This window comes from Rhizobacter sp. OV335, from assembly GCF_900142965.1.
Lineage (GTDB): Bacteria > Pseudomonadota > Gammaproteobacteria > Burkholderiales > Burkholderiaceae_C > Rhizobacter.
The window spans coordinates 72856-92228 of the sequence record NZ_FRCQ01000018.1 but is presented as its reverse complement, the minus strand read 5'-3'; the positions used below and the strand labels follow the sequence as shown (position 1 = coordinate 92228).

Here is a 19373-nt window from a genome sequence, read left to right as displayed (position 1 = left end):
AAGCATGGGAAAGATCGCAGGAGACGGCAAGACCGAGGGCCTGACCACCCGGCTGCTGCACGCGGACCGCCGCGGCGGTGTCGAGCATGGTGCCACGCACAAGCCGCTGCACCCGTCGTCGGCCTTCGGCTACGACACGGCGCGTGAACTGGTGTCGGTTTTCAAGGGTGAACGCAGCGGGCATGTCTACGCGCGCCAGGGCAATCCGACCAACGCGGCGCTGGAAACCAAGCTGACGCTGCTGGAAGACGGCGTCGGCACGGTCAGCTTCGCGACCGGCATGGCCGCGATCGCGTCGCTGCTGGTCGCGCTGCTGAAGCGCGACGACCACATCGTCGCGAGCCGCTTCCTGTTCGGCAACACCGCCAGCCTGCTGAACACGCTCGAAGGCCTGGGCTGCGGGCTGACGCTGGTCGACGCGACCGACGCAGCCGAGGTCGAACGGGCGATCACGCCGCGCACCCGGCTGGTGTTCGTCGAGACCATCGCGAACCCCGGCACGCAGGTCGCCGACCTGGAGGCGATCGGCCGGCTGTGCGGCGAGCGCGGGCTGCTGTACGTGGTCGACAACACGATGACGACGCCCTACCTGTTCCGCCCGAAGGCGGTGGGTGCCGGCCTGGTGGTGAACTCGCTGACCAAGTCGATCGGCGGCCACGGCAACGCGCTGGGCGGTGCCGTCACCGACACCGGCATGTTCGACTGGGCCCGCTTCGCCAACATCGCCGAGCCGTACAAGAAGGGCGAGCCGCGCGGCTGGGGCCTGCTGCAGATCCGCAAGCGCGGGCTGCGCGACATCGGCGCGACGCTCGCGGCCGACGCGGCGCACCGCATCGCGACCGGCGCCGAGACGCTCGCGCTGCGCATGGACCGCGCCTGCGACAACGCCTTGCGCCTGGCCACGTGGCTGGCGGCGCAGCCGGGCGTCAAGCGCGTCAACCACCCGGGGCTGGAGACGCACCCGCAGCATGCCAACGCGAAGCGCTGGTTCAAGGCCGGCGGCGCGCTGATGAGCTTCGAGCTGGACGATTCGCGCGACTGCCTTGCCTTCCTCGACGCACTGGACGTGGTCATCAAATCGAGCCACCTGGGCGACAACCGCACGCTCGCGATCCCCGTCGCACACACCATCTTCTGGGAGATGGGCGCGCAGCGGCGGCAAGCGATGGGCATCGCGGATTCGCTGATCCGCGTGTCGGTGGGGATTGAAGACCATGAGGATCTGCGCGCCGATTTCGAACGCGCATTGGCCGCCGTCTAGCGGTTCCAGCGCGCGAGCGCTTCGCGGGTCACCAGCAGCACCTGATCGTCGCCGGCGCTGGTGTCCAGCCACGCCACCTCGAGCTTGCGGAACGCATGCTCGAAGTGCGGGCGCTCGTTGCCGATCTCCAGCAGCAGCACGCCCTCGGGCGCCATCTTCGCCGGCGCGTCGCGCAGGATGCGGCGCACCAGGTCCATGCCGTCGTCGCCGCCGGCCAGCGCGATGGCGGGTTCATGGCGGTATTCCTCCGGCAGCGCCGCCATGCTGGTGGTGTTGACGTACGGCGGGTTGCACAGGATCAGGTCGTAGGGCCCGCCGACGCTCGCCAGCAGGTCCGACTGCAGCAGCGTGATGCGCTTGCCGAGCTTGTGCTTGTCGACGTTGATGCGCGCCACCGCCAGCGCGTCGTCGGACAGGTCGGCCGCGTCGACCACCACGTCGGGGTAGGCCAGCGCGGCGATCACTGCCAGGCTGCCGTTGCCGGTGCACAGGTCGAGCACCGTGTGCGTCTGGTCGGACAGCCAGGCGTCGAGCGTGCCTTCGCCTTCGCCGTCGACCAGCAGTTCGGCGATGAACGAGCGCGGCACGATGCTGCGCTCGTCGATGTAGAACGGCACGTTCTGCAGCCAGGCTTCGCGGGTCAGGTAGGCGGCCGGGCGGCGCGAGCGGATGCGCTCGTCGACCAGCGCGAGCGCGGTCGCTTCTTCTTCGGCCGACAGCTCGCGCTGCGCGTGCTCCTCGAGCGCGTCGAGCGGCATGCCCAGCGCCCACAGCACCAGCCAGGCCGATTCGTCGAAGGCATTGGTGGTGCCGTGCCCAAACGAAACGCCCGCCGTCTTGAGGCGGGCGCTCTGCGCGGTGATGAGATCGATCAACTTCATAGCAGCAAGCCTTCCAACGTGCGTCGGTAGATGTTCTTCAGTGGGTCGAGGCTCGCGACCTCGACGTTCTCGTCGATCTTGTGGATGCTGGCGTTCAGCGGCCCGAACTCGACGACCTGCGGGCAGATCTTCGCGATGAAGCGCCCGTCGGAGGTGCCACCGGTGGTCGACAGCTCGGTGCGAATGCCGGTCTCGGCGAGGATCGCCGCGCTCATCGCGTCGCTCAGCGCGCCGACCGGCGTCAGGAACGGTTCGCCGCCGAGCGTCCACGCCAGGTCGTAGCGCAGCCCGTGCGCATCGAGCACCGCCTGCAGGCGCGACTTCAGCGATTCCGGCGTCGATTCGGTCGAGAAGCGGAAGTTGAAGTCGATCACCACCTCGCCGGGGATCACGTTGCCGGCGCCGGTGCCGCCGTGGATGTTCGACATCTGCCAGCTGGTGGCCGGGAAGTAGCGGTTGCCGCGGTCCCACTCGACCGCGCCGAGCGCCGCCAGCGCCGGTGCGGCGCGGTGGATCGGGTTGTCGGCCAGGTGCGGGTAGGCGATGTGGCCTTGCGCGCCATGCACCGTCAGCTTGCCCGACAGCGAGCCGCGCCGGCCGTTCTTGATCATGTCGCCGAGCTGGCCGACGGAGGTCGGCTCGCCGACGATGCAGTAGTCGATGCGCTCGCCGCGCTGCTTCAGCAGCTCGCAGACCTTCACGGTGCCGTCGACCGACGGGCCTTCTTCGTCGCTGGTGATCAGCAGCGCGATGCCGCCGCAGTGCTCGCCGTGCGCCGCGACGAACTCCTCGATCGCGACCGCCATCGCGGCGATCGAGGTCTTCATGTCGGCCGCGCCGCGCCCGTAGAGCTTGCCGCCACGGTGCGTCGGCACGAAGGGGTCGCTCTGCCACTGCGCCAGCGGGCCGGTGGGCACCACGTCGGTGTGGCCGGCGAACATCAGCAGCTTGCCGTTGCTTCCTGATCGCTTGCCGCGCCGCAGCGCCCACAGGTTGGTGACGCGGAAATCGGCCGGGCCGCTCTCGATCGTCTCGCACTCGAAGCCCAGTGGCGCGAGCCGTTCGATCAGCAGCGCCTGGCAGCCGCCGTCATCGGGGGTGACGGAGCGGCGGCTGATCAGGGCCTCGGTGAGTTGCAGGGTCGCGGACATCGAAAACTAGAAACGCGTGGAGAACCCGGTGTTGCGCTCGTCGTGCACGTCCAGCGTGATCTCGGTGAAGGTCGGTTTGTCGTCCGTTTCTTCCTTCTTCGGAACCTGGCGCGACACCGGCTCGGTGTCGTTGGCGAGGCGCCACATCAGGTTGGTCGGCGAATCGGAGAACGCGAGGCCTTCGTCGCGCGTGATCACGCCTTCGGTGATCAGGCGGGCCAGGTCGGACTCGAAGCTCTGCGAGCCTTCGGCCATCGACTTCTCCATCGCCTCCTTGACGCCGCTGAAGTCGCCCTGCTCGATCAGCTCAGACACCAGCTTGGTGTTCAGCAGCACCTCGACCGCCGGACGGCGCCCGCCGGCCGTGGCGCGCACCAGGCGCTGCGAGACGATCGCACGCAGGCCGGCGGCCAGGTCGGCCAGCAGCGCGGGGCGCGACTCGGGCGAGTAGAACGACAGGATCCGGCCGAGCGCGTGGTAGCTGTTGTTCGCGTGCAGCGTCGAGACCACCAGGTGGCCCGACAGCGCGTACGAGATCGCCATCGTCATCGTCTCGCGGTCGCGGATCTCGCCGATGTAGATGCAATCGGGCGCCTGGCGCAGCGCGTTCTTCAGCGCGACCTGCAGCGACTGCGTGTCGCGGCCGACCTCGCGCTGGTTCACGACCGAGCGCTTGTTGCTGAACATGAACTCGATCGGGTCCTCGATGGTCAGGATGTGGCCGGCCATCTGCTGGTTGCGCTGCTCCAGCATCGACGCGAGCGTGGTGCTCTTGCCGGTGCCGGTGGCGCCCACCATCAGGATCAGGCCGCGCTTCTCGAGCACCAGCGTGTTCAGCACCTGCGGCAGGTTCAGGCTGCCGAGCGCCGGGATGTCGTGCGGGATGCAGCGGAACACCCCGGCGATCGAGCCGCGCTGGCGAAATGCGCTGAGCCGGAAGCTGCCGACACCCGACAGCCCGATGCCCACGTTCAACTCGCCGGTGTCTTCCAGGTCTTCGAGCTGGGTCGGCGTCAGCAGTTCGGCCAGCAGCTGGCGCGGCTGCGTGGCGGTGAGCGGCTGGTCGCTCAGCTGCAGGATCTGGCCGTTGATCTTGATCAGGATCGGCGTGTTGGCCGACAGGTAGACGTCGGAGGCGCCCTTGTCGGCCATCATCCGCAGCACGCGTTCCATGTTGCCGCCGTTGGAGGCTGTCATCGCTGTGTCCTTTCGGGACCTTGTTGAACGGAAGAAAGCATCATGGCACGCCGGCCGGCGGGTTCGAGCGTCAGGCGCGCAACAGTTCGTTGATGCTGGTCTTCGCGCGGGTTTGCGCGTCGACGCGCTTGACGATGACGGCGCAATACAGGCTGTACTTGCCGTCGGCGCTCGGCAGGTTGCCGCTGACCACCACCGAGCCGGACGGGATGCGGCCGTAGCTGACTTCGCCGGTGGCGCGGTCGTAGATCTTGGTGCTCTGGCCGATGTAGACGCCCATCGAGATGACGGAGTTCTCCTCGACGATCACGCCTTCGACCACCTCGGAGCGGGCGCCGATGAAGCAGTTGTCCTCGATGATGGTCGGGTTGGCCTGCAGCGGCTCCAGCACGCCGCCGATGCCGACGCCGCCCGACAGGTGCACGTTCTTGCCGATCTGGGCGCACGAGCCGACGGTGGCCCAGGTGTCGACCATCGTGCCTTCGTCGACGTAGGCGCCGATGTTCACGTACGACGGCATCAGGATCACGTTCTTCGCGAGGTAGCTGCCGTGGCGCGCGACGGCCGGCGGCACCACGCGCACGCCGGCGGCGCGCACTTCTTCGTCGCTGATGTGCGAGAACTTGGTCTTGACCTTGTCGAAGAAGGTCAGATCGCCGGCATGCATCAGCTGGTTGTCGTTCAGGCGGAACGACAGCAGCACCGCCTTCTTGACCCACTGGTTGACCTTCCACTGGCCGACGCTTTCGCGCTCGGCGACGCGGATGCGGCCCTTGTTCAGGTCGGCGATCACCGATTCGACGGCCTCGCGCACTTCGGGTGAGTTGACGGCGTTGATCTGGGCGCGGCCTTCCCAGGCGAGGTCGATGATGCTTTGCAGTTGCTGTTGGCTCATGGGGTTCTCGAGATCAGACGGACTTGACGAAGGAAACGATGCGTTCGGCGGCCGCTAGGCATTCCTCGACCTCGGCCACCAGGGCCAGGCGGATGCGGCCTGCCCCGGGATTGACGCCTTGCGCCTCGCGTGCCAGCAGGCTGCCGGGCAGGACGGCGACATTGTATTGAGCCAGCAGGCCGCGGGCGAAGGCCACGTCGTCGCCCCCGGGCACGGCGGCCCACAGGTAGAAGCCGGCGTCGGGCAGGCGCACGTCGAGTACCTCGGCCAGCAGGGGCGTGACCTGCGCGAACTTGCGGCGGTACTGGTCGCGGTTGTCGACCACGTGGGCCTCGTCGCGCCAGGCGGCGATGCTGGCCTGCTGCACCATCGGGCTCATCGCGCTGCCGTGGTAGGTGCGGTACAGCAGGAACTGTTTCAGCACGGCCGCATCGCCGGCGACGAAACCGGAGCGCATGCCCGGCACGTTGGAGCGCTTGGACAGGCTGGTGAACACGACGAGGTTGCGGAAATCGCGCCGGCCGAGCCGCATTGCGGCGTCGAGCGCGCCGAGCGGCGGGTCTTCGCGGAAGTAGATCTCGGAGTAGCACTCGTCGGAGGCGATCACGAAGCCGAAGCGCTCGCTGAGATCGAACAGCCGGCGCCATTCGTCGAGCGGCATCACGGCGCCGGTCGGGTTGCCGGGCGAGCAGACGTAGAGCAACTGGGTGCGCGCCCAGACCTCGTCGGGCACCTGGGCCCAGTCGGCCGCGAAGTTGCGGGCCGGGTCGCTGTTGGCGAAGAAGGTCTGTGCGCCGGCGAGCAGTGCCGCGCCTTCGTAGATTTGATAGAACGGATTGGGGCAGACGACGGTCGCGCCGGGGCGGGTCGGGTCGATGAGGGTCTGGGCCAGCGCGAACAGGGCCTCGCGCGAGCCGTTGACCGGCAGCACCTGCGTGGCGGCATCGAGCGTGACGCCGTAGCGGCGCTCGACCCAGTCGGCGCAGGCCTGGCGCAGCGCGATGTCGCCGGCGGTGGCGGGGTAGCTGGCAAGGCCGCTGAAGTGCGCCGACAGGGCGTCGAGGATCAGCTGCGGCGTGGCATGGCGGGGTTCGCCGATGCCCAGGCTGATGGGCTTGAAGGCCGGGTTCGGCGTGATGTCGCGGGTGAGGGCGCGCAGCCGCTCGAACGGATAGGGATGGAGTTTGCCGAGCAGCGGGTTCATCTTGTCGATTATCGGTGCTTGCAAAGGCGCGGGTGGGGAGGCTGTGGCTCGCCGGCCGGTGCGGTCTTCGCCCCTGGCGGGGCGAAGACTGCCCTCCGCTGGCTGGTTTCATGGCCCGTCGCCGAAACTCCCGTCACTCACTTCGTTCGTTGTGGTCAAACAGTCGGCGACAGTCAGTTCACGAACGCGCTGCGCGCGGGGCCATGAAACCAGCCAGCTCCGGCGCCCCGTCCCTATTGGCGCTCCACAGCCTCCCCACCCGCGCCTTTGCCGACACCGCCGCTCTGTGCGTGGGGTGGAAAAGACTGAACAGACAGACGAAGCGCGCAAACGCTCGCACGCCCAACCCTCACTTCAGTCTTTTCCCCCCACAAGCGCAGGTGGTGTTGCGCGGCGGGTGGCGGGAGGGGCTGGGGGCGATTTCTGGGGCGACGAAGAAGATCGGCTTCGGGGGTGGCGTGCGCAGCACGCTTCGTGGACTGACTCATCGGCACTGTCTGACCACAACGAACGAAGTGAGTGGAGGGAGTTTGCCGATGCACCCTCGAAGCCGATCTTCTTCGTGGAGTCCGCGCCCCCGGTGGGGGCGCGGACCGCCCCAGCATGAGCCCCCAGCCCCTCCCGCCACCCGCCGCGCCCGCGCAGATGCAGATCAGAGCAGTCCCGTCTGAGCCCCGTGAGCCGGCATCTGCACCACCGGCAGCGGCTTCCAGCCCTTCTTGCGGTGCTCCGCCACCACGTTCGTATAAATCCCGCCGCGCACGTACCACTTGGCCGTGATGCGGATGAAGCGCGGGTCGGTCGCCTTCACGATGTCGTCGAGGATGTCGTTCGTGACCTTCTCGTGGAACGCGCCCTCGTTGCGGTAGCTCCACATGTACATCTTCAGGCTCTTCAGTTCGACGCAGAGCTTGTCCGCAATCATGTCGATCGTGAAGTGCGCGAAATCGGGCTGCCCCGTCAGCGGGCAGTGGCAGGTGAACTCGGGCACCTGGAACTGGATCGCGTAGTCGCGCTTCGGGCTCGGGTTCGGGAACACGTCGAGCTGCTTGCTCGGCATCGACGGCGGCTTGGCCGGCGCCTCGCGCATGCGCAGCGGGGTGGTGGGCGCGATGGTCGGAAGAGCGACTTTCGAAGACAACTTGGACAACTTGGCCATAAGGGGCGTCACGTTTTGAGAGGGTTTCGGCAGGCTGCCGCAAGAGGGCGCGATGGTATCATCGCGCCTCGCCCGAAGTCCGCGTACACGTGGAATTCCCTAAATAAATCAATGACTTAGGCGACTTGCGGCACCCTCCGCCGCAGCCCGCCGGGACTGCTCTCCATGCGTCTGAACTCCATCAAGCTGTCGGGCTTCAAGTCATTCGCCGAACCGACGCACTTCCAGCTGCCGGGCCAGCTGGTCGGCGTGGTCGGGCCCAACGGCTGCGGCAAGTCCAACATCATGGACGCGGTGCGCTGGGTGCTGGGCGAATCGAAGGCCAGCGAACTGCGCGGCGAATCGATGCAGGACGTGATCTTCAACGGCTCCGGCAATCGCAAGCCGGCCAGCCGCGCCAGCGTCGAGCTGGTGTTCAGCAACGAAGACGCCCGCGCCGGCGGCCAGTGGAACCAGTTCACCGAGATCGCCGTCAAGCGCGTGCTCACCCGCGACGGCACCAGCAGCTACTACATCAACAACCAGCCGGTGCGCCGCCGCGACGTGCAGGACGTCTTCCTCGGCACCGGCCTCGGCCCGCGCGCCTACGCGATCATCGGCCAGGGCACCATCAGCCGCATCATCGAGAGCAAGCCCGAGGAACTGCGCCTGTTCCTCGAAGAAGCCGCCGGCGTCTCGAAGTACAAGGAACGCCGCCGCGAAACCGAGAACCGGCTGAAGGACACGCGCGAGAACCTGACCCGCGTCGAAGACATCCTGCGCGAGCTGAACGCCAACCTCGACAAGCTGGAGAAGCAGGCCGAGGTCGCGACGCGTTACCGCGCCCTGCAGGAATCCGGCACGCTGAAGCTGCACCAGCTGTGGTTCCTGAAGCACCGCGACGCGGCCAGCGAGCAGGACCGCGTGAAGAAAGAGGTGCTGGAAGCCACCAACGGGCTCGAAGCCCGCATGGCCGAACTGCGCCACGGCGAGGCCGAGCTCGAGACCATCCGCCAGGCCCATTACGCCGCGAGCGACGAATTGCACACCGCGCAGGGCGCGCTGGCCGAGGCCTCGCTCGAAGTGAGCCGGCTCGAAGAGCGCATCCGCTACGTGGTCGAGGGCCGCCAGCGCGTCGAGCAGCGCCTGACCGAGCTGAAGGTGCAGAGCGAGCAGTGGGCCGAGCGCTCGCAGCAGGCGCAGGACGAGCTGGAGCAGATCGCCGAGCAGATCGCCGGTGCCGACGAGCAGGCCGAGGTGCTGGCCGCGCAGGCCGAAGAGCAGGCCGGCAACCTGCCGCAGGTCGAAGACGCGGTGCGTGCCGCGCAGAACCGCAGCAACGAGCAGCGCACCGCCGTCAGCGGCGTGCAGCAGCAGATCCAGGTGCTGGCCGCCGAGAGCCGCAACCTCGACGACCAGCGCCGCCAGTTCAACGCGCGCCGCGAGCGCCTTGACGGCGAGCGCCGCCAGCTCGCGTCGCCCGACATGGCGCGCCTGGCTGAGCTGAAGCAGCAATCGGCCGCGGCCGACGAGCAGCAGGGCGTCGCCGATGCCCGCCTGCACGAGCTGCAGGAGCAGGTGCCGGCGCTCGACGAAGCGCGCCGCGACACGCAGGACCAGGTCAATGCGCAAGGCGGCCGCCAGGCCGACCTGAGCGCCCGCCTCGACGCGCTGCGCGCGCTGCAGGAGAAGGTGCAGACCGAAGGCAAGCTGAAGCCCTGGCTTGCCAAGCACGGCCTCGAAGGCCTGCAAGGCCTGTGGACCAAGATCCACATCGAGACCGGCTGGGAGACCGCGCTCGAAGCCGCGCTGCGCGAGCGCATCAACGCGCTCGAGGTGAGCCGCATCGAGACGGTGCGCGCCTTCGCGACCGATGCCCCGCCCGCCAAGCTGGCGTTCTACACGCCACCGCAAGGCGTCATCTCGAACACCCACCAGACGCTGTCGAAGCTGAGCGACCTGCTGCGCCTGGACAACCACGACCAAGCCGGCCTGAAGGCGCTGCTGAACGACTGGCTCGAAGGCGTCTACACGGCAGCCAGCATCGACGAGGCGCTGGCCGATCGCTCGAAGCTGACCCACGGCGAGGTCATCATGACCCGCGAAGGCCATGCGGTCAGCCAGTTCGCGGTCGCCTTCTACGCGCCCGATTCCGAACAGGCCGGCATGCTGGCCCGCGCCCAGGAGATCGAGAACCTGGAGCGCCAGCTGAAGGCGCAGACGCTGATCGCCGAAGAGTCGCGCAGCGCGCTGGTGCGCGCCGAGGCGGCCTACACCGATGCGTCGCAGCGCCTGGTCGGCGCACGCCGCGAAGCCGCCGAGACGCAGACCCGCGCGCACCAGTTGCAGGTCGAGCTGCTGCGCCTGTCGCAGCAGGCCGAGCAGACCAGCGCGCGCCGCGAGCAGCTCGACGCCGAGCTCGGCGAGATCGACGCCCAGCTCGAGGAACTCGATGAACGCCGCGCCACCGGCGAAGCGCGCTTCGAGGAACTCGACATGCAGCTCGCGACCACGCAGGAGCGCCACGCCGAACTCGACGAGGGCGTGATCGCCGCCGAGCGCAAGCTGGCCGACGCGCGCGAGCAGCTGCGTTCGCTGGAGCGCCAGGCGCAGGAGGCGCAGTTCTCGTCGCGCGCGCTGGCCGCCCGCCGCGGGGAGCTGCAGCGCAGCATCGAGACCGCGCAGCAGCAGGTCGCGTCGAACGAGGCCTCGTTCGAGCAGCTGCAGGCCGAGCTGGTGATGCTGACCGATGCGTCGGCCCAGGTCGGGCTCGAAGACGCGCTGGCCCTGAAGCTCGACCGCGAGGCCGCGCTCGGTGCCAAGCGCAGCGAGTACGACGACCTGACGCTGCGCCTGCGCCGCGCCGACGAACAGCGCATGGCGCACGAGCAGAGCCTGCAGCCGCTGCGCGACCGCATCACCAAGCTGCAGCTCGAAGAGCAGGCGGCGCAGCTCGGCGGCGCGCAGTTCCTCGAGCAGCTGACCGCGGCCGAGGTCGACCTCGCGGCGCTGGCGCAGAACATCGCCGACAACAGCGTCAAGCTGTACGGCCTGCAGGGCGAGATCGACCGCATCAACCGCGACATCAACGCGCTCGGCGCGGTCAACCTCGCGGCGCTCGACGAGCTCACCGCGTCGCGCGAGCGCAAGACCTTCCTCGATTCGCAGAACGCCGACCTGAACGAGGCGATCAGCACGCTCGAAGGCGCGATCCACAAGATCGACCTGGAAACGCGCGACCTGCTCGCCAGCACCTTCAACCAGGTCAACGAGCATTTCGGGCGCATGTTCCCGAGCCTGTTCGGCGGTGGCCAGGCCAAGCTGATGATGACCGGCGACGAGATCCTCGATGCCGGCGTGCAGGTGATGGCGCAGCCGCCGGGCAAGAAGAACAGCACGATCCACCTGCTGTCGGGCGGCGAGAAGGCGCTGACCGCGATCGCGCTGGTGTTCGCGATCTTCCAGCTGAACCCGGCCCCGTTCTGCCTGCTCGACGAGGTCGATGCGCCGCTGGACGATGCCAACACCGAGCGCTACGCGAAGCTGGTGAAGCAGATGGCCGAGGGCACGCAGTTCCTGTTCATCAGCCACAACAAGATCGCGATGGAGATGGCCGAGCAGCTGATCGGCGTGACGATGCAGGAGCAGGGCGTCTCGCGCATCGTCGCGGTCGACATGGAAGCGGCGGTCAGCTTGGCCGAGGCGGCCTGATGGCGATCGTGCCGCAGCGCCGATGAGCACGCTGACCGTCTCGCTGGCCGCGCTGGGCGGCGTCGTGCTGGCCGGCGTGATCGCGCATGGCGCGTGGCAGGCGCGCAAGGCCGGGCCGCGGCGGCCGATGGAGGCATTGCCGCCGCCGGGCTCGCCCGCTGTCATGGCAGGCCGCGAACCGTCCGAGCAGCGTGAACCGGTGTTCGGCGAGCCGGGGCCGGCCGCGGGTGGCAACGACCTGTCGTCGCGCATCGACCTCGGCAGTGCGCTGCAGCCGCCGCCGGTGCGGCGTGCCACCGTGCGCATCGATGCGCTGATCGACGCGATCGCGACGCTGACGCTCGATGCGCCGGTCAGCGCCGAATCGGTGCTGCCTCACCTGCCGCCGACGCGCCGCGCCGGCAGCAAGCCGTTCCTGATCGAAGGCCTGAACGCCGACAGCGGCGAATGGGAACCGCCCACCGCCGGCCAGCGCTACGGCGAGTTCCAGGCCGGGCTGCAACTGGCCAACCGGATGGGCGCGGTCAACGAGATCGAGTACTCCGAGTTCGTGCAGAAGCTGCAGGCCTTTGCCGAATCGATCGGCGCGATGGCCGATTTCCCCGACATGCTCGATGCGGTCGCCCGGGCGCGCGAGCTCGATGGCTTCGCCGGCGAGCACGATGCGCAGCTCGCGGTGCACCTGCAGGCGCGCTCGGCGGCGTGGAGCGTCGGCTACATCCACCAGCATGCGGCGCGGCACGGCTTCGTGCCGGGCGTGGTGCCGGGCAGGCTGGTGCTGCCCGCGAGCGACGAGGGCGCGCCGCCGGTGCTGACGCTGAGCTTCGATTCGCAGGCGGCGTTCGCCGACGACCCGAACAAGTCGGTGGTGCGCGACGTGACGCTGAGCTTCGACGTGCCGCAGACCGATGCGCGCGCCGAGCCGTTCATCGCCTGGCAGGCGAGCGCGCAGGCCTTGTCGCTCGGCATGGATGCGGCGATCGTCGACGACAACGGGCAGTTGCTGCGGCCCGAGGGGTTCGCCGCGATCGGCGGGGAACTGGGGCAGCTGTACCAGGCGCTGGAGACGCACGACCTGGCGGCCGGCACCGCGGCGGCGCGGCGGTTGTTCTCGTAGCCCGAATGCCAATCCGGGATGGCCACGACCTCTACATTCTCTGGTAGGTCGTGAGGAGGGATGTCATCTCAGTCCCTCTGGCGTACTGCAACGCCGTTTTCCCGCCATTGTCCGAGTGGTCACGATTGGCGCCGAGCTCGAGCAACGCCCTCGCGCTGCGAAGCGAGGGGGTCATGGCCGCGTAGAACAAGGGTGTCCGTCCCCACGGATCGACGTAGTCTGCCGCAAAGCCATCCATCTCTGCCAGTGCCCTGATCACGTCGACCCGGTCGTGATTGATCGCCGAGCGGAAAACGTCCATGCGCATTTCCATGCGGCCGTCCGTGGCCGCTGGCCGGCCCAGCGCGCCGGCCAGGTCGGCTCCAGCGTTCGTCAGGATCTTTGCCACGTTGACATGTCCGGCGAGCAGTGCGGCGATCGCGGGTCTGTTCCCGAGCGGATCCACTTGGTCGATATCGATCCCGCTATGGCCCAACAGCAACTCGACGACGGCCGGGTGACCGTTGCGGGCGGCTTGGGACAGCGCGTGCCGGCTCGGGTCGGCGCCCCATTCGAGAAGCTGCTTGCAGCTCTCGACATGACCTGACGCCGCGGCGTAGGTGAGCGCGTTGCAATCGCTGTCGGTCACGTCCTTCAGTGTCCTGTCGGTGTGGAGCGCGCGAAGCTTCTCCAGATTTCCAGCCCCGGCGGCCAGCATGAAGGGAGTGCGTCCGCCATCAACCTCGCGCGGTCTTTGCTCCAGCCACTTGGCAGCCGGGGTGTCACCCTGGCCGCTGGACCACAGCGCCAGCAACCAGTCCGACCATCGCGCCCCGCCTTGCACCAGCCTCTCGGCGACGGCCTCTGCGTTGGCGCGTTGCGCGAGAAGCGTTTTCTGAAGCTCTGCCGTTGCCACGTCGCCTTTCGGGTCGATCCCGAGCTGCAGCAAACGGGACACGGTCTCAGCAAGGCCTGCGGCGGCGACATGGCTCAAGGCGGACAACAGGTTGTTGCGGCCAAGGTCGTACCCTGGTTGCAACGCGTCCAGGCGCCCCAAAGCCGCTGAAATCTCGTGTTGCTCTGCCATGGCGGCCAGCACGTCTGCGAGGCAGGCGTCGTCCTCGCAGTTCAGCGCCATCGACAGCAGCGAGACGCGCTCGTCGCTCGTCAGCTGCATCAGCATGGGCATGCAATGCCGCAGCACACGCGACTGGGACCAGACCGACCCATGGTCGCGGACTTGCGAAAGCAGGGAGGTACCACCGGAGCCGTCGGTCTGTCTGAGCACCTGCGCCGACCAGGTGACAACCCCGCTCTCGGCAAGCCACGCATCAACGGCATCCAGGTCGAGGTGCAGGTTGTCGAGATCCTTGCGGGCGACGTGATTCCTTGCGCTGCTGCGCAATACCTTCTTCGCTTCGACGATGAAGCTGCGCTTCGCCGCGTCCGGCCACCGGCTGCCCGGGTTCGCATCCAGCTTTTCCAGGTAGTGCTGGATGCGCACCCGCACGGCCAGCCGCAATCCTTTCAGGCGCAGGTACTCCATGCGCCTGCCCGGGGAATGGCGCACGAACCACTGTTCAAGCGTCTCGCCGTGGCGCGCGCCATCCGCATTCTTGCGTTGGTGGACAACCGGTTGCCCGACCTCCCGGTCCGTGTTGCGAAGGCCGGGACGCTCGGCATAGAAGCGCAGCCGGTCCGGCAGATGCATCGTCAGGGCCCCCGGGAAGCGCTTGCTCTTGGGATTCCTGGATTCTTCAAACAATGACGCGGCGCTGATCAGCGGTTCTCCGCTTGGATCGCGGGCCGTCAGGCGCCGGCCGAAGAGCAAGGTCTGTTCGCGGCATCCGTGGCTCGCCATGCCGGCCGCCTCGACCACATGGAGCTGGACGGTCGGGGGCAGTTCGCTCGCGGCTTGCTTGAGGGCGTCTTTGAGCGGTTCGCTCATCTCGAGGGAGTCGGCCACGATGACGTGCCAACGGCCTTCGACGAGGACGCAGCTGATGGGCACAAAGTGTTCGCTTTCGGTGGCGCAGTCGTAGGTGACTCGCAAGTCCGGCGTCTGCGTCTGGTTCGCTTCTTCCTGCAGCTCGTGCAGCACCCGTGTCAGTTGCCGGACGAAATCGCTTGCTGTCAGCGGTTTCCCGTCTCGCTCGGCGAGACGCATGTCGGTGGATGCTTTGCAGGCATAGAAGCGGCGCAGCAGCGACCGGCCTGCGTCCCAGTTCAGTGCGAACGGCGAACCGAACTCATCCCGGACCCCGATGTCGACCCACGTGTCGCCGCGGGGAACAAGATCGAACGGCGGAAGCCCTCGCTGCAGCTCGAGATGTTTCCGCCAGTCCGCTGCGGTGGTCCCCCCTTCCTTCGAGGTTGGCGTGCCGTGGACGCCGGTTGGCCCTGTCGGGGGTCGCGCGGGCGTGTGAAGGGGGCGGATGCTGGGTTGCATTGGGAAACTTCCGGGCAGTCATGGCTTCGGGGTGCCGAAGCGCCTTTAGTCGCACGATGCAATGCTTCGTTCCCGGAGAACGGGCAGCATGATGGAGCGATGCGCTTGTCTCGGGCCGATCGTCTCCGTCAGGGTTGCCGATCCGTGGATCAGCAGCTCGCCATGTCAGCGCGTGCGGCCTTGTATCAACGCCACCGCCTGCCCCAGCTCGATCACCGCCAGTGCGTAGTAGCTTGACCAGTTGTAGCGCGTCACTGCATAGAAGTTCGGCGTGCCGGCCACATAGCTCGGCGCGGCATCGCCGTTCTGCAGCTCGATCAGCGCGAGCTTGTCGCCGAACTCGCGGGCCGCGGCCGGCAGTGCGGCGCCATGCGCGAGGAACTCCTGCGGCGTGAAGCTCGGCACGATGTCGGGCACCAGCAGCGTCGCGCGGTCGGCGGCATCGACCGGCGCGGCCACGTCGAAGTGCGTCGGCATGCCGCGCTGCCAGCCGAACTCGGCCAGGTAGTGGGCGACGCTGCCGACGATGTCGGCGCCGCTCGTGTGCAGGTCGACGCGGCCGTCGCCGTCGAAATCCACCGCATAGCGGTTCCAGCTGCTGGGCATGAACTGCCCCATGCCCATCGCGCCGGCATAGCTGCCTTTCAGCGCGAGCGGGTCGATGTTCTCGCTGTGGCACAGCACGAAGTACTGCTCCAGCTCGTCGCGGAAGAAGCCGCTGCGGTCGCGCCGGCCGGTCGGGAAATCGAAGGCCAGCGTGGCCAGCGCATCGATCACGCGGAAGCCGCCCATCTGCTGGCCGTAGATCGTCTCGACGCCGACGATGCCGACGACGATCTCGGCCGGCACGCCGTAGAGCTCTTCGGCGCGCGCCAGCCACTTCTCGTTGTCGCGCCAGAACGCGAGGCCGGCGCGGATGCGCTTGGGCTCGACGAAGCGGCCGCGGTAGGCGGCCCAGTCTTTCGCGGTGCCGGCCGGCGGCGGCATGATGAACTTCGCGACGTTCGGGATGTAGCGCGCCTCGGCCAGTTGAGACTGCACCCAGCCAGCGTCCAGGCCCTGCCGCTCGGCCAGCTCGGCGCCGAAGCGCATCACGTCGTCGCGGCCGGCGTAGCTCACCGTGTCGGGGGCGTTCTCGACGCGCGCCGCTGCGGGGGCAGGGTGCTTCTTCTTCGGCTTGGCGTCGGCGATGCCGGTGCCGGCGAGCAGGCAGGCTGCGGCCAGCAGCGCTGGCAGTGCAGAAAACGGGCGACGGGAACCTGGGGACATCGGCAAATTATCGGCGTCGGCGAGCCTCGTCATCTCGGGGCATTCGCCAACGCGTCTTTCAGCGCGCGCACCTGCGCTTGCACCGCGCGCAGCCATGGTGCCGAAGGCCGCTCGATCGCGCCGCGACCATAGCGCTGCGCGTCGAGCACCTGCAGCAGCGCCACCAGCGGTGCACCCCGCGCACCGAAGCGCGCGTCGACCTGCCCCGCCAGCGCCCGCGGCGTGTCATGCGGCAGCGCGGCCAGCCCCAGCCGCTGCAGCGCGGCGCGCAACTGCCGCGCCTGCCGCTGCCATGGCTCCTGCCGGTGCCGGTCCCACCACGCCCAGCCGGCGCCCAGCAGCGCCAGCGTGCTCAGCGCGCCGATCAGCAGCAGCGCCAGGTCTTCCCAGCTCGGCGAGCTGAAGCCCAGGTTCTTCAGCAGATCGAGCTGCTGCCCGCGCGAGTAGTTCAGCACCCACTGGTTCCAGCGGTTGTTGACCGACTCCCACGCGCCGCGCAACTGCGCCAGCAGCGCCGGGCTGACCGAGCCGATCGCGCCGGCCACCAGCCCCGGCTGCGGCGCGAGCCGCGTGCTGCGCGCGATGCGGTCCGGCGCCACCGCGGCGGTCGGGTCGGCGCGCACCCAGCCGATGCCCTCCTGCCAGTACTCGGCCCAGGCATGCGCCGAGCTCTGGCGCACGATGTAGAAGCCGTCGACCGGCGCCGGGTCGGTGCCCTGGTAGCCGGTGACGACCCGCGCCGGCACGTCCATCGCCCGCATCACGATCACGAACGCGGCGGCGAAGTGCTCGCAGAAGCCGAGCTTTCGATCGAGCCAGAACTCGTCGACCGCGGTGCGCGGATCGGCCTCGCCGTACACGCCCGGCGCCAGCGTGTAGCCGAAGCCGCTGCTGGCGATGTGCTGCAGCACCGCGCGGGCCAGCGTGCCCGAATCGGCCTGCGCCAGATCGGGCCGCTTCAGAAACTGCGCGGCCCACGCGATCGTGCGCGGGTTGTAGCCGGTCGGCAGCTGCACGAACTCGCGCAACTCGTTGCCGCGTTTCACCGGCCCGTGCTGGAAGCGCGTGTGCGCGACCGCCGTGAAGCGCAGCCGCTCGGTGACCGGCCGCTGCGTCCGCCACGACAGGTCGTCGCGGCGCGACACCGGCAGGTTGTCGATCGGTTCGACCTCGGTCGTCGCCTCCAGCAGCGGCAGCAGCGGCAGGCGCAGCGGCTCGAGCGTCACCTCGTAGCGGTACGCCGGGCCGTCGGTTCGCAACGCGCCGCGCAGTGGCGGCGCGAACTCGGAGCGGAACAGCGGCCGCCATTCATCGCCGTCGTAGCGCGCGAGCACCGGGCCGCGGAAGTACATCGCCTCGGGCGGCGGCACCGGCCCGAGGAAGCGGATGCGCATCGCGACGCTGTCGTCGTTCGCGACCTCGGCGACCGACCCCATGCGCATGCTGTTGGACAGGCCGGTCGTCGACATGCCGTCCTGCGGCACGCCCCACAGCGGCCCGAGGCGCGGGAACATCACGAACAGCAGCACCATCACCGGCGCGCCCAGCGCTGCGCTGCGCAGCGCCAGCCGCGCCGCCTTGCGCAGCTGCGGCTGACCGACCGGCATGTGCGCCAGCACCAGCGCGGTCAGCAGGCCCCACACCGACAGCAGCATCGCGGCCGCGACCGGCAGCGACTGCGAGTACAGGAAGTGCGTCAGCACCAGGAAGAAGCCGAGGAAGAACACGACGAAGGCATCGCGCCGGGCCCGCAGCTCCAGCGTCTTCATCGACATCAGCACCACCGCGAGCGTGATGCCGGGCTCCTTGCCGAGCAGCGAGCGGAACGAGAACAGCGTCAGCCCGATCGCGAGCGCCAGCAGCCCGCCGCGCACCCACCGGTTGGGCAGCGCGCTGCCGCTCAGCGCGAGGCGGCCGCGCCACAGCAGCACGCCGGCGGTCAGCGCGGCGCACCACGGCGGCAGGTGCAGAAGGTGCGGCAGCACGGTCCAGGCGATCACGAGCAGCAGGAACAGCGTGTCGCGCGTGTCGCGCGGCAGGTGCCGCCAGCCGGGCCAGCGCGGCAGCCAGGCGGTCGCTGTCGCGTTCATGTGCCCGCTCCGCTGCCGCCGTGCAAGGCCAGCGCCTCCAGGCAACGCCGGCGCTGCAGCTCGCCCTGGGCCGGATCGATCTGCAGGCCGGGCAGGCGCAGCCCGTAGTCGGCGCCGGCGCGCTCGGCCGACAGCACCCAGGCGGCCAGCCGCGACAGCCGGTCTTCGGGCGCGAGGCCGGCGCAGCGCTGCCAGTCGAGCCACAGTTGCTGCTGCACGGTGGCGCTGGTGTCGCGACTGACCAGCTCGCCGCCGGTCTCGAGGCTGCGCGCGGCCTTCTTCCAGACCACCAGCTTCATCGGGTCGCCGCGCCGGTAGCTGCGCACGCCTTCGAGCTCGCCGCCATCGGTGCGCCGGCCGGTGGCCGGACCGCCGGGCGTCGGGTGGGCGGGCGGCAGCGGGGCCGGCGGGCGCTCGGGGCGCGGGTAGACGAGCACCTGGGCGGCCGGGCGCCACACCGCCCAGGCGCGGAACAACCCGAGCGGAAAGCGCGTCTCGATGCTGATCGCCGGCACCTCGTGCAGCCCGCGCGTGGCGGGAACGAAGCTGACGTGCGCCGGGGCCTGGCCGCCGGCCGGCACGTCGGCCCAGGTCAGCGTCGCCGTGTCGGCGGATTCGAGGCGCAGGCCGATGCCGAAGCGTTCGGAGGCCGGGCTCGTCAGCGTGACCGCGAGCGGCGCCGCATCGCCGGCGAACCCGGCCGCCGGCGGGCGCAGGTGCAGCGTCATGCCGCGCAGCGTGTTGTGCGTCAGGTGCATCGAGACGATGCCGCTGCCGGCCAGCAGGAAGGTCAGCACGTAGCCGAGGTTGAGCTGGTAGTTGATCGACGCGACCAGCAGCACCATCAGCGTCAGCGCGAACATCAGCCCGGCGCGGGTCGGCAGGATGTAGACGTTGCGCTGCGTCAGCAGCAGCGTGTCGGTGCGCGGCACCCTGGCCTGCCACCAGGCGCGAAAGCGCTGGCGCACCGCGCCGGCGGCGAGCGTGAACGGGCGCAGCGGGAGCTTCAGGGCGTCGGCGGCCTGCATGGT

Annotated in this window: 13 protein-coding genes; 3 read left to right on the top strand and 10 right to left on the bottom strand. The window is 69.1% G+C overall.

From position 1 onward, the window contains the following. Nucleotides 1-4 precede the first annotated feature (4 nt). Nucleotides 5-1261, top strand: coding sequence for a cystathionine gamma-synthase family protein (locus BUE42_RS18870; RefSeq protein ID WP_073466792.1), 1257 nt, complete (start codon nt 5-7; stop codon nt 1259-1261). On the opposite strand, the gene prmB is transcribed toward BUE42_RS18870, so the two are convergent. From prmB to queF, 6 genes are all read right to left on the bottom strand, one after another. After that, a complete protein-coding gene (gene prmB, locus BUE42_RS18865) occupies nt 1258-2142 on the bottom strand; it encodes a 50S ribosomal protein L3 N(5)-glutamine methyltransferase (protein WP_073466791.1) in 885 nt (294 codons plus the stop codon). The genes BUE42_RS18870 and prmB overlap by 4 nt on opposite strands. Beyond that, on the bottom strand, nt 2139-3293 hold the full coding sequence (dapE, locus tag BUE42_RS18860; RefSeq protein WP_073466790.1) for a succinyl-diaminopimelate desuccinylase: 1155 nt from the start codon (nt 3291-3293) through the stop codon (nt 2139-2141). The genes prmB and dapE overlap by 4 nt, the downstream gene beginning before the upstream one ends. A gap of 6 nt (nt 3294-3299) precedes the next feature. Then, nucleotides 3300-4490, bottom strand: coding sequence for a PilT/PilU family type 4a pilus ATPase (locus BUE42_RS18855; protein ID WP_083614264.1), 1191 nt, complete (start codon nt 4488-4490; stop codon nt 3300-3302). Nucleotides 4491-4560: 70 nt separating this feature from the next. Then, complete coding sequence (dapD, locus tag BUE42_RS18850; protein ID WP_073466789.1) at nt 4561-5385, bottom strand: 2,3,4,5-tetrahydropyridine-2,6-dicarboxylate N-succinyltransferase; 825 nt, start codon at nt 5383-5385, stop codon at nt 4561-4563. A gap of 13 nt (nt 5386-5398) precedes the next feature. Next, a complete protein-coding gene (dapC, locus tag BUE42_RS18845; RefSeq protein WP_073466788.1) occupies nt 5399-6589 on the bottom strand; it encodes a succinyldiaminopimelate transaminase in 1191 nt (396 codons plus the stop codon). 652 nt (nt 6590-7241) lie between these two features. Further along, a complete protein-coding gene (gene queF / locus BUE42_RS18840; protein ID WP_073466787.1) occupies nt 7242-7679 on the bottom strand; it encodes a preQ(1) synthase in 438 nt (145 codons plus the stop codon). 234 nt (nt 7680-7913) lie between these two features. Here queF and smc point away from each other — a divergent pair, with 234 nt between their 5' ends. Both smc and BUE42_RS18830 read left to right on the top strand, forming a co-directional pair. Next, entirely contained in the window at nt 7914-11438 is a 3525-nt protein-coding gene (gene smc / locus BUE42_RS18835; protein ID WP_073466786.1) for a chromosome segregation protein SMC, read from the top strand. A gap of 22 nt (nt 11439-11460) precedes the next feature. Further along, entirely contained in the window at nt 11461-12555 is a 1095-nt protein-coding gene (locus BUE42_RS18830; protein WP_073466785.1) for a cell division protein FtsZ, read from the top strand. Between the two features lie 31 nt (nt 12556-12586). Here BUE42_RS18830 and BUE42_RS18825 read toward each other — a convergent pair whose 3' ends face one another. The 4 genes from BUE42_RS18825 to BUE42_RS18810 form a co-directional block, all read right to left on the bottom strand. Next, on the bottom strand, nt 12587-14983 hold the full coding sequence (locus tag BUE42_RS18825) for an ankyrin repeat domain-containing protein (protein WP_083614262.1): 2397 nt from the start codon (nt 14981-14983) through the stop codon (nt 12587-12589). A gap of 165 nt (nt 14984-15148) precedes the next feature. Next, the gene (mltB, locus tag BUE42_RS18820) at nt 15149-16252 is read right to left on the bottom strand and encodes a lytic murein transglycosylase B (protein ID WP_073466783.1); all 1104 of its coding nucleotides are present in this window, start codon (nt 16250-16252) and stop codon (nt 15149-15151) included. Between the two features lie 29 nt (nt 16253-16281). Then, nucleotides 16282-18342 carry a transglutaminase TgpA family protein gene (locus tag BUE42_RS18815; RefSeq protein WP_073466782.1) on the bottom strand — a complete coding sequence of 687 codons (2061 nt, stop codon included), beginning with the start codon at nt 18340-18342 and terminating at the stop codon, nt 16282-16284. Further along, a complete protein-coding gene (locus BUE42_RS18810; protein WP_073466781.1) occupies nt 18339-19370 on the bottom strand; it encodes a DUF58 domain-containing protein in 1032 nt (343 codons plus the stop codon). The genes BUE42_RS18815 and BUE42_RS18810 overlap by 4 nt, the downstream gene beginning before the upstream one ends. Nucleotides 19371-19373: the final 3 nt, after the last annotated feature.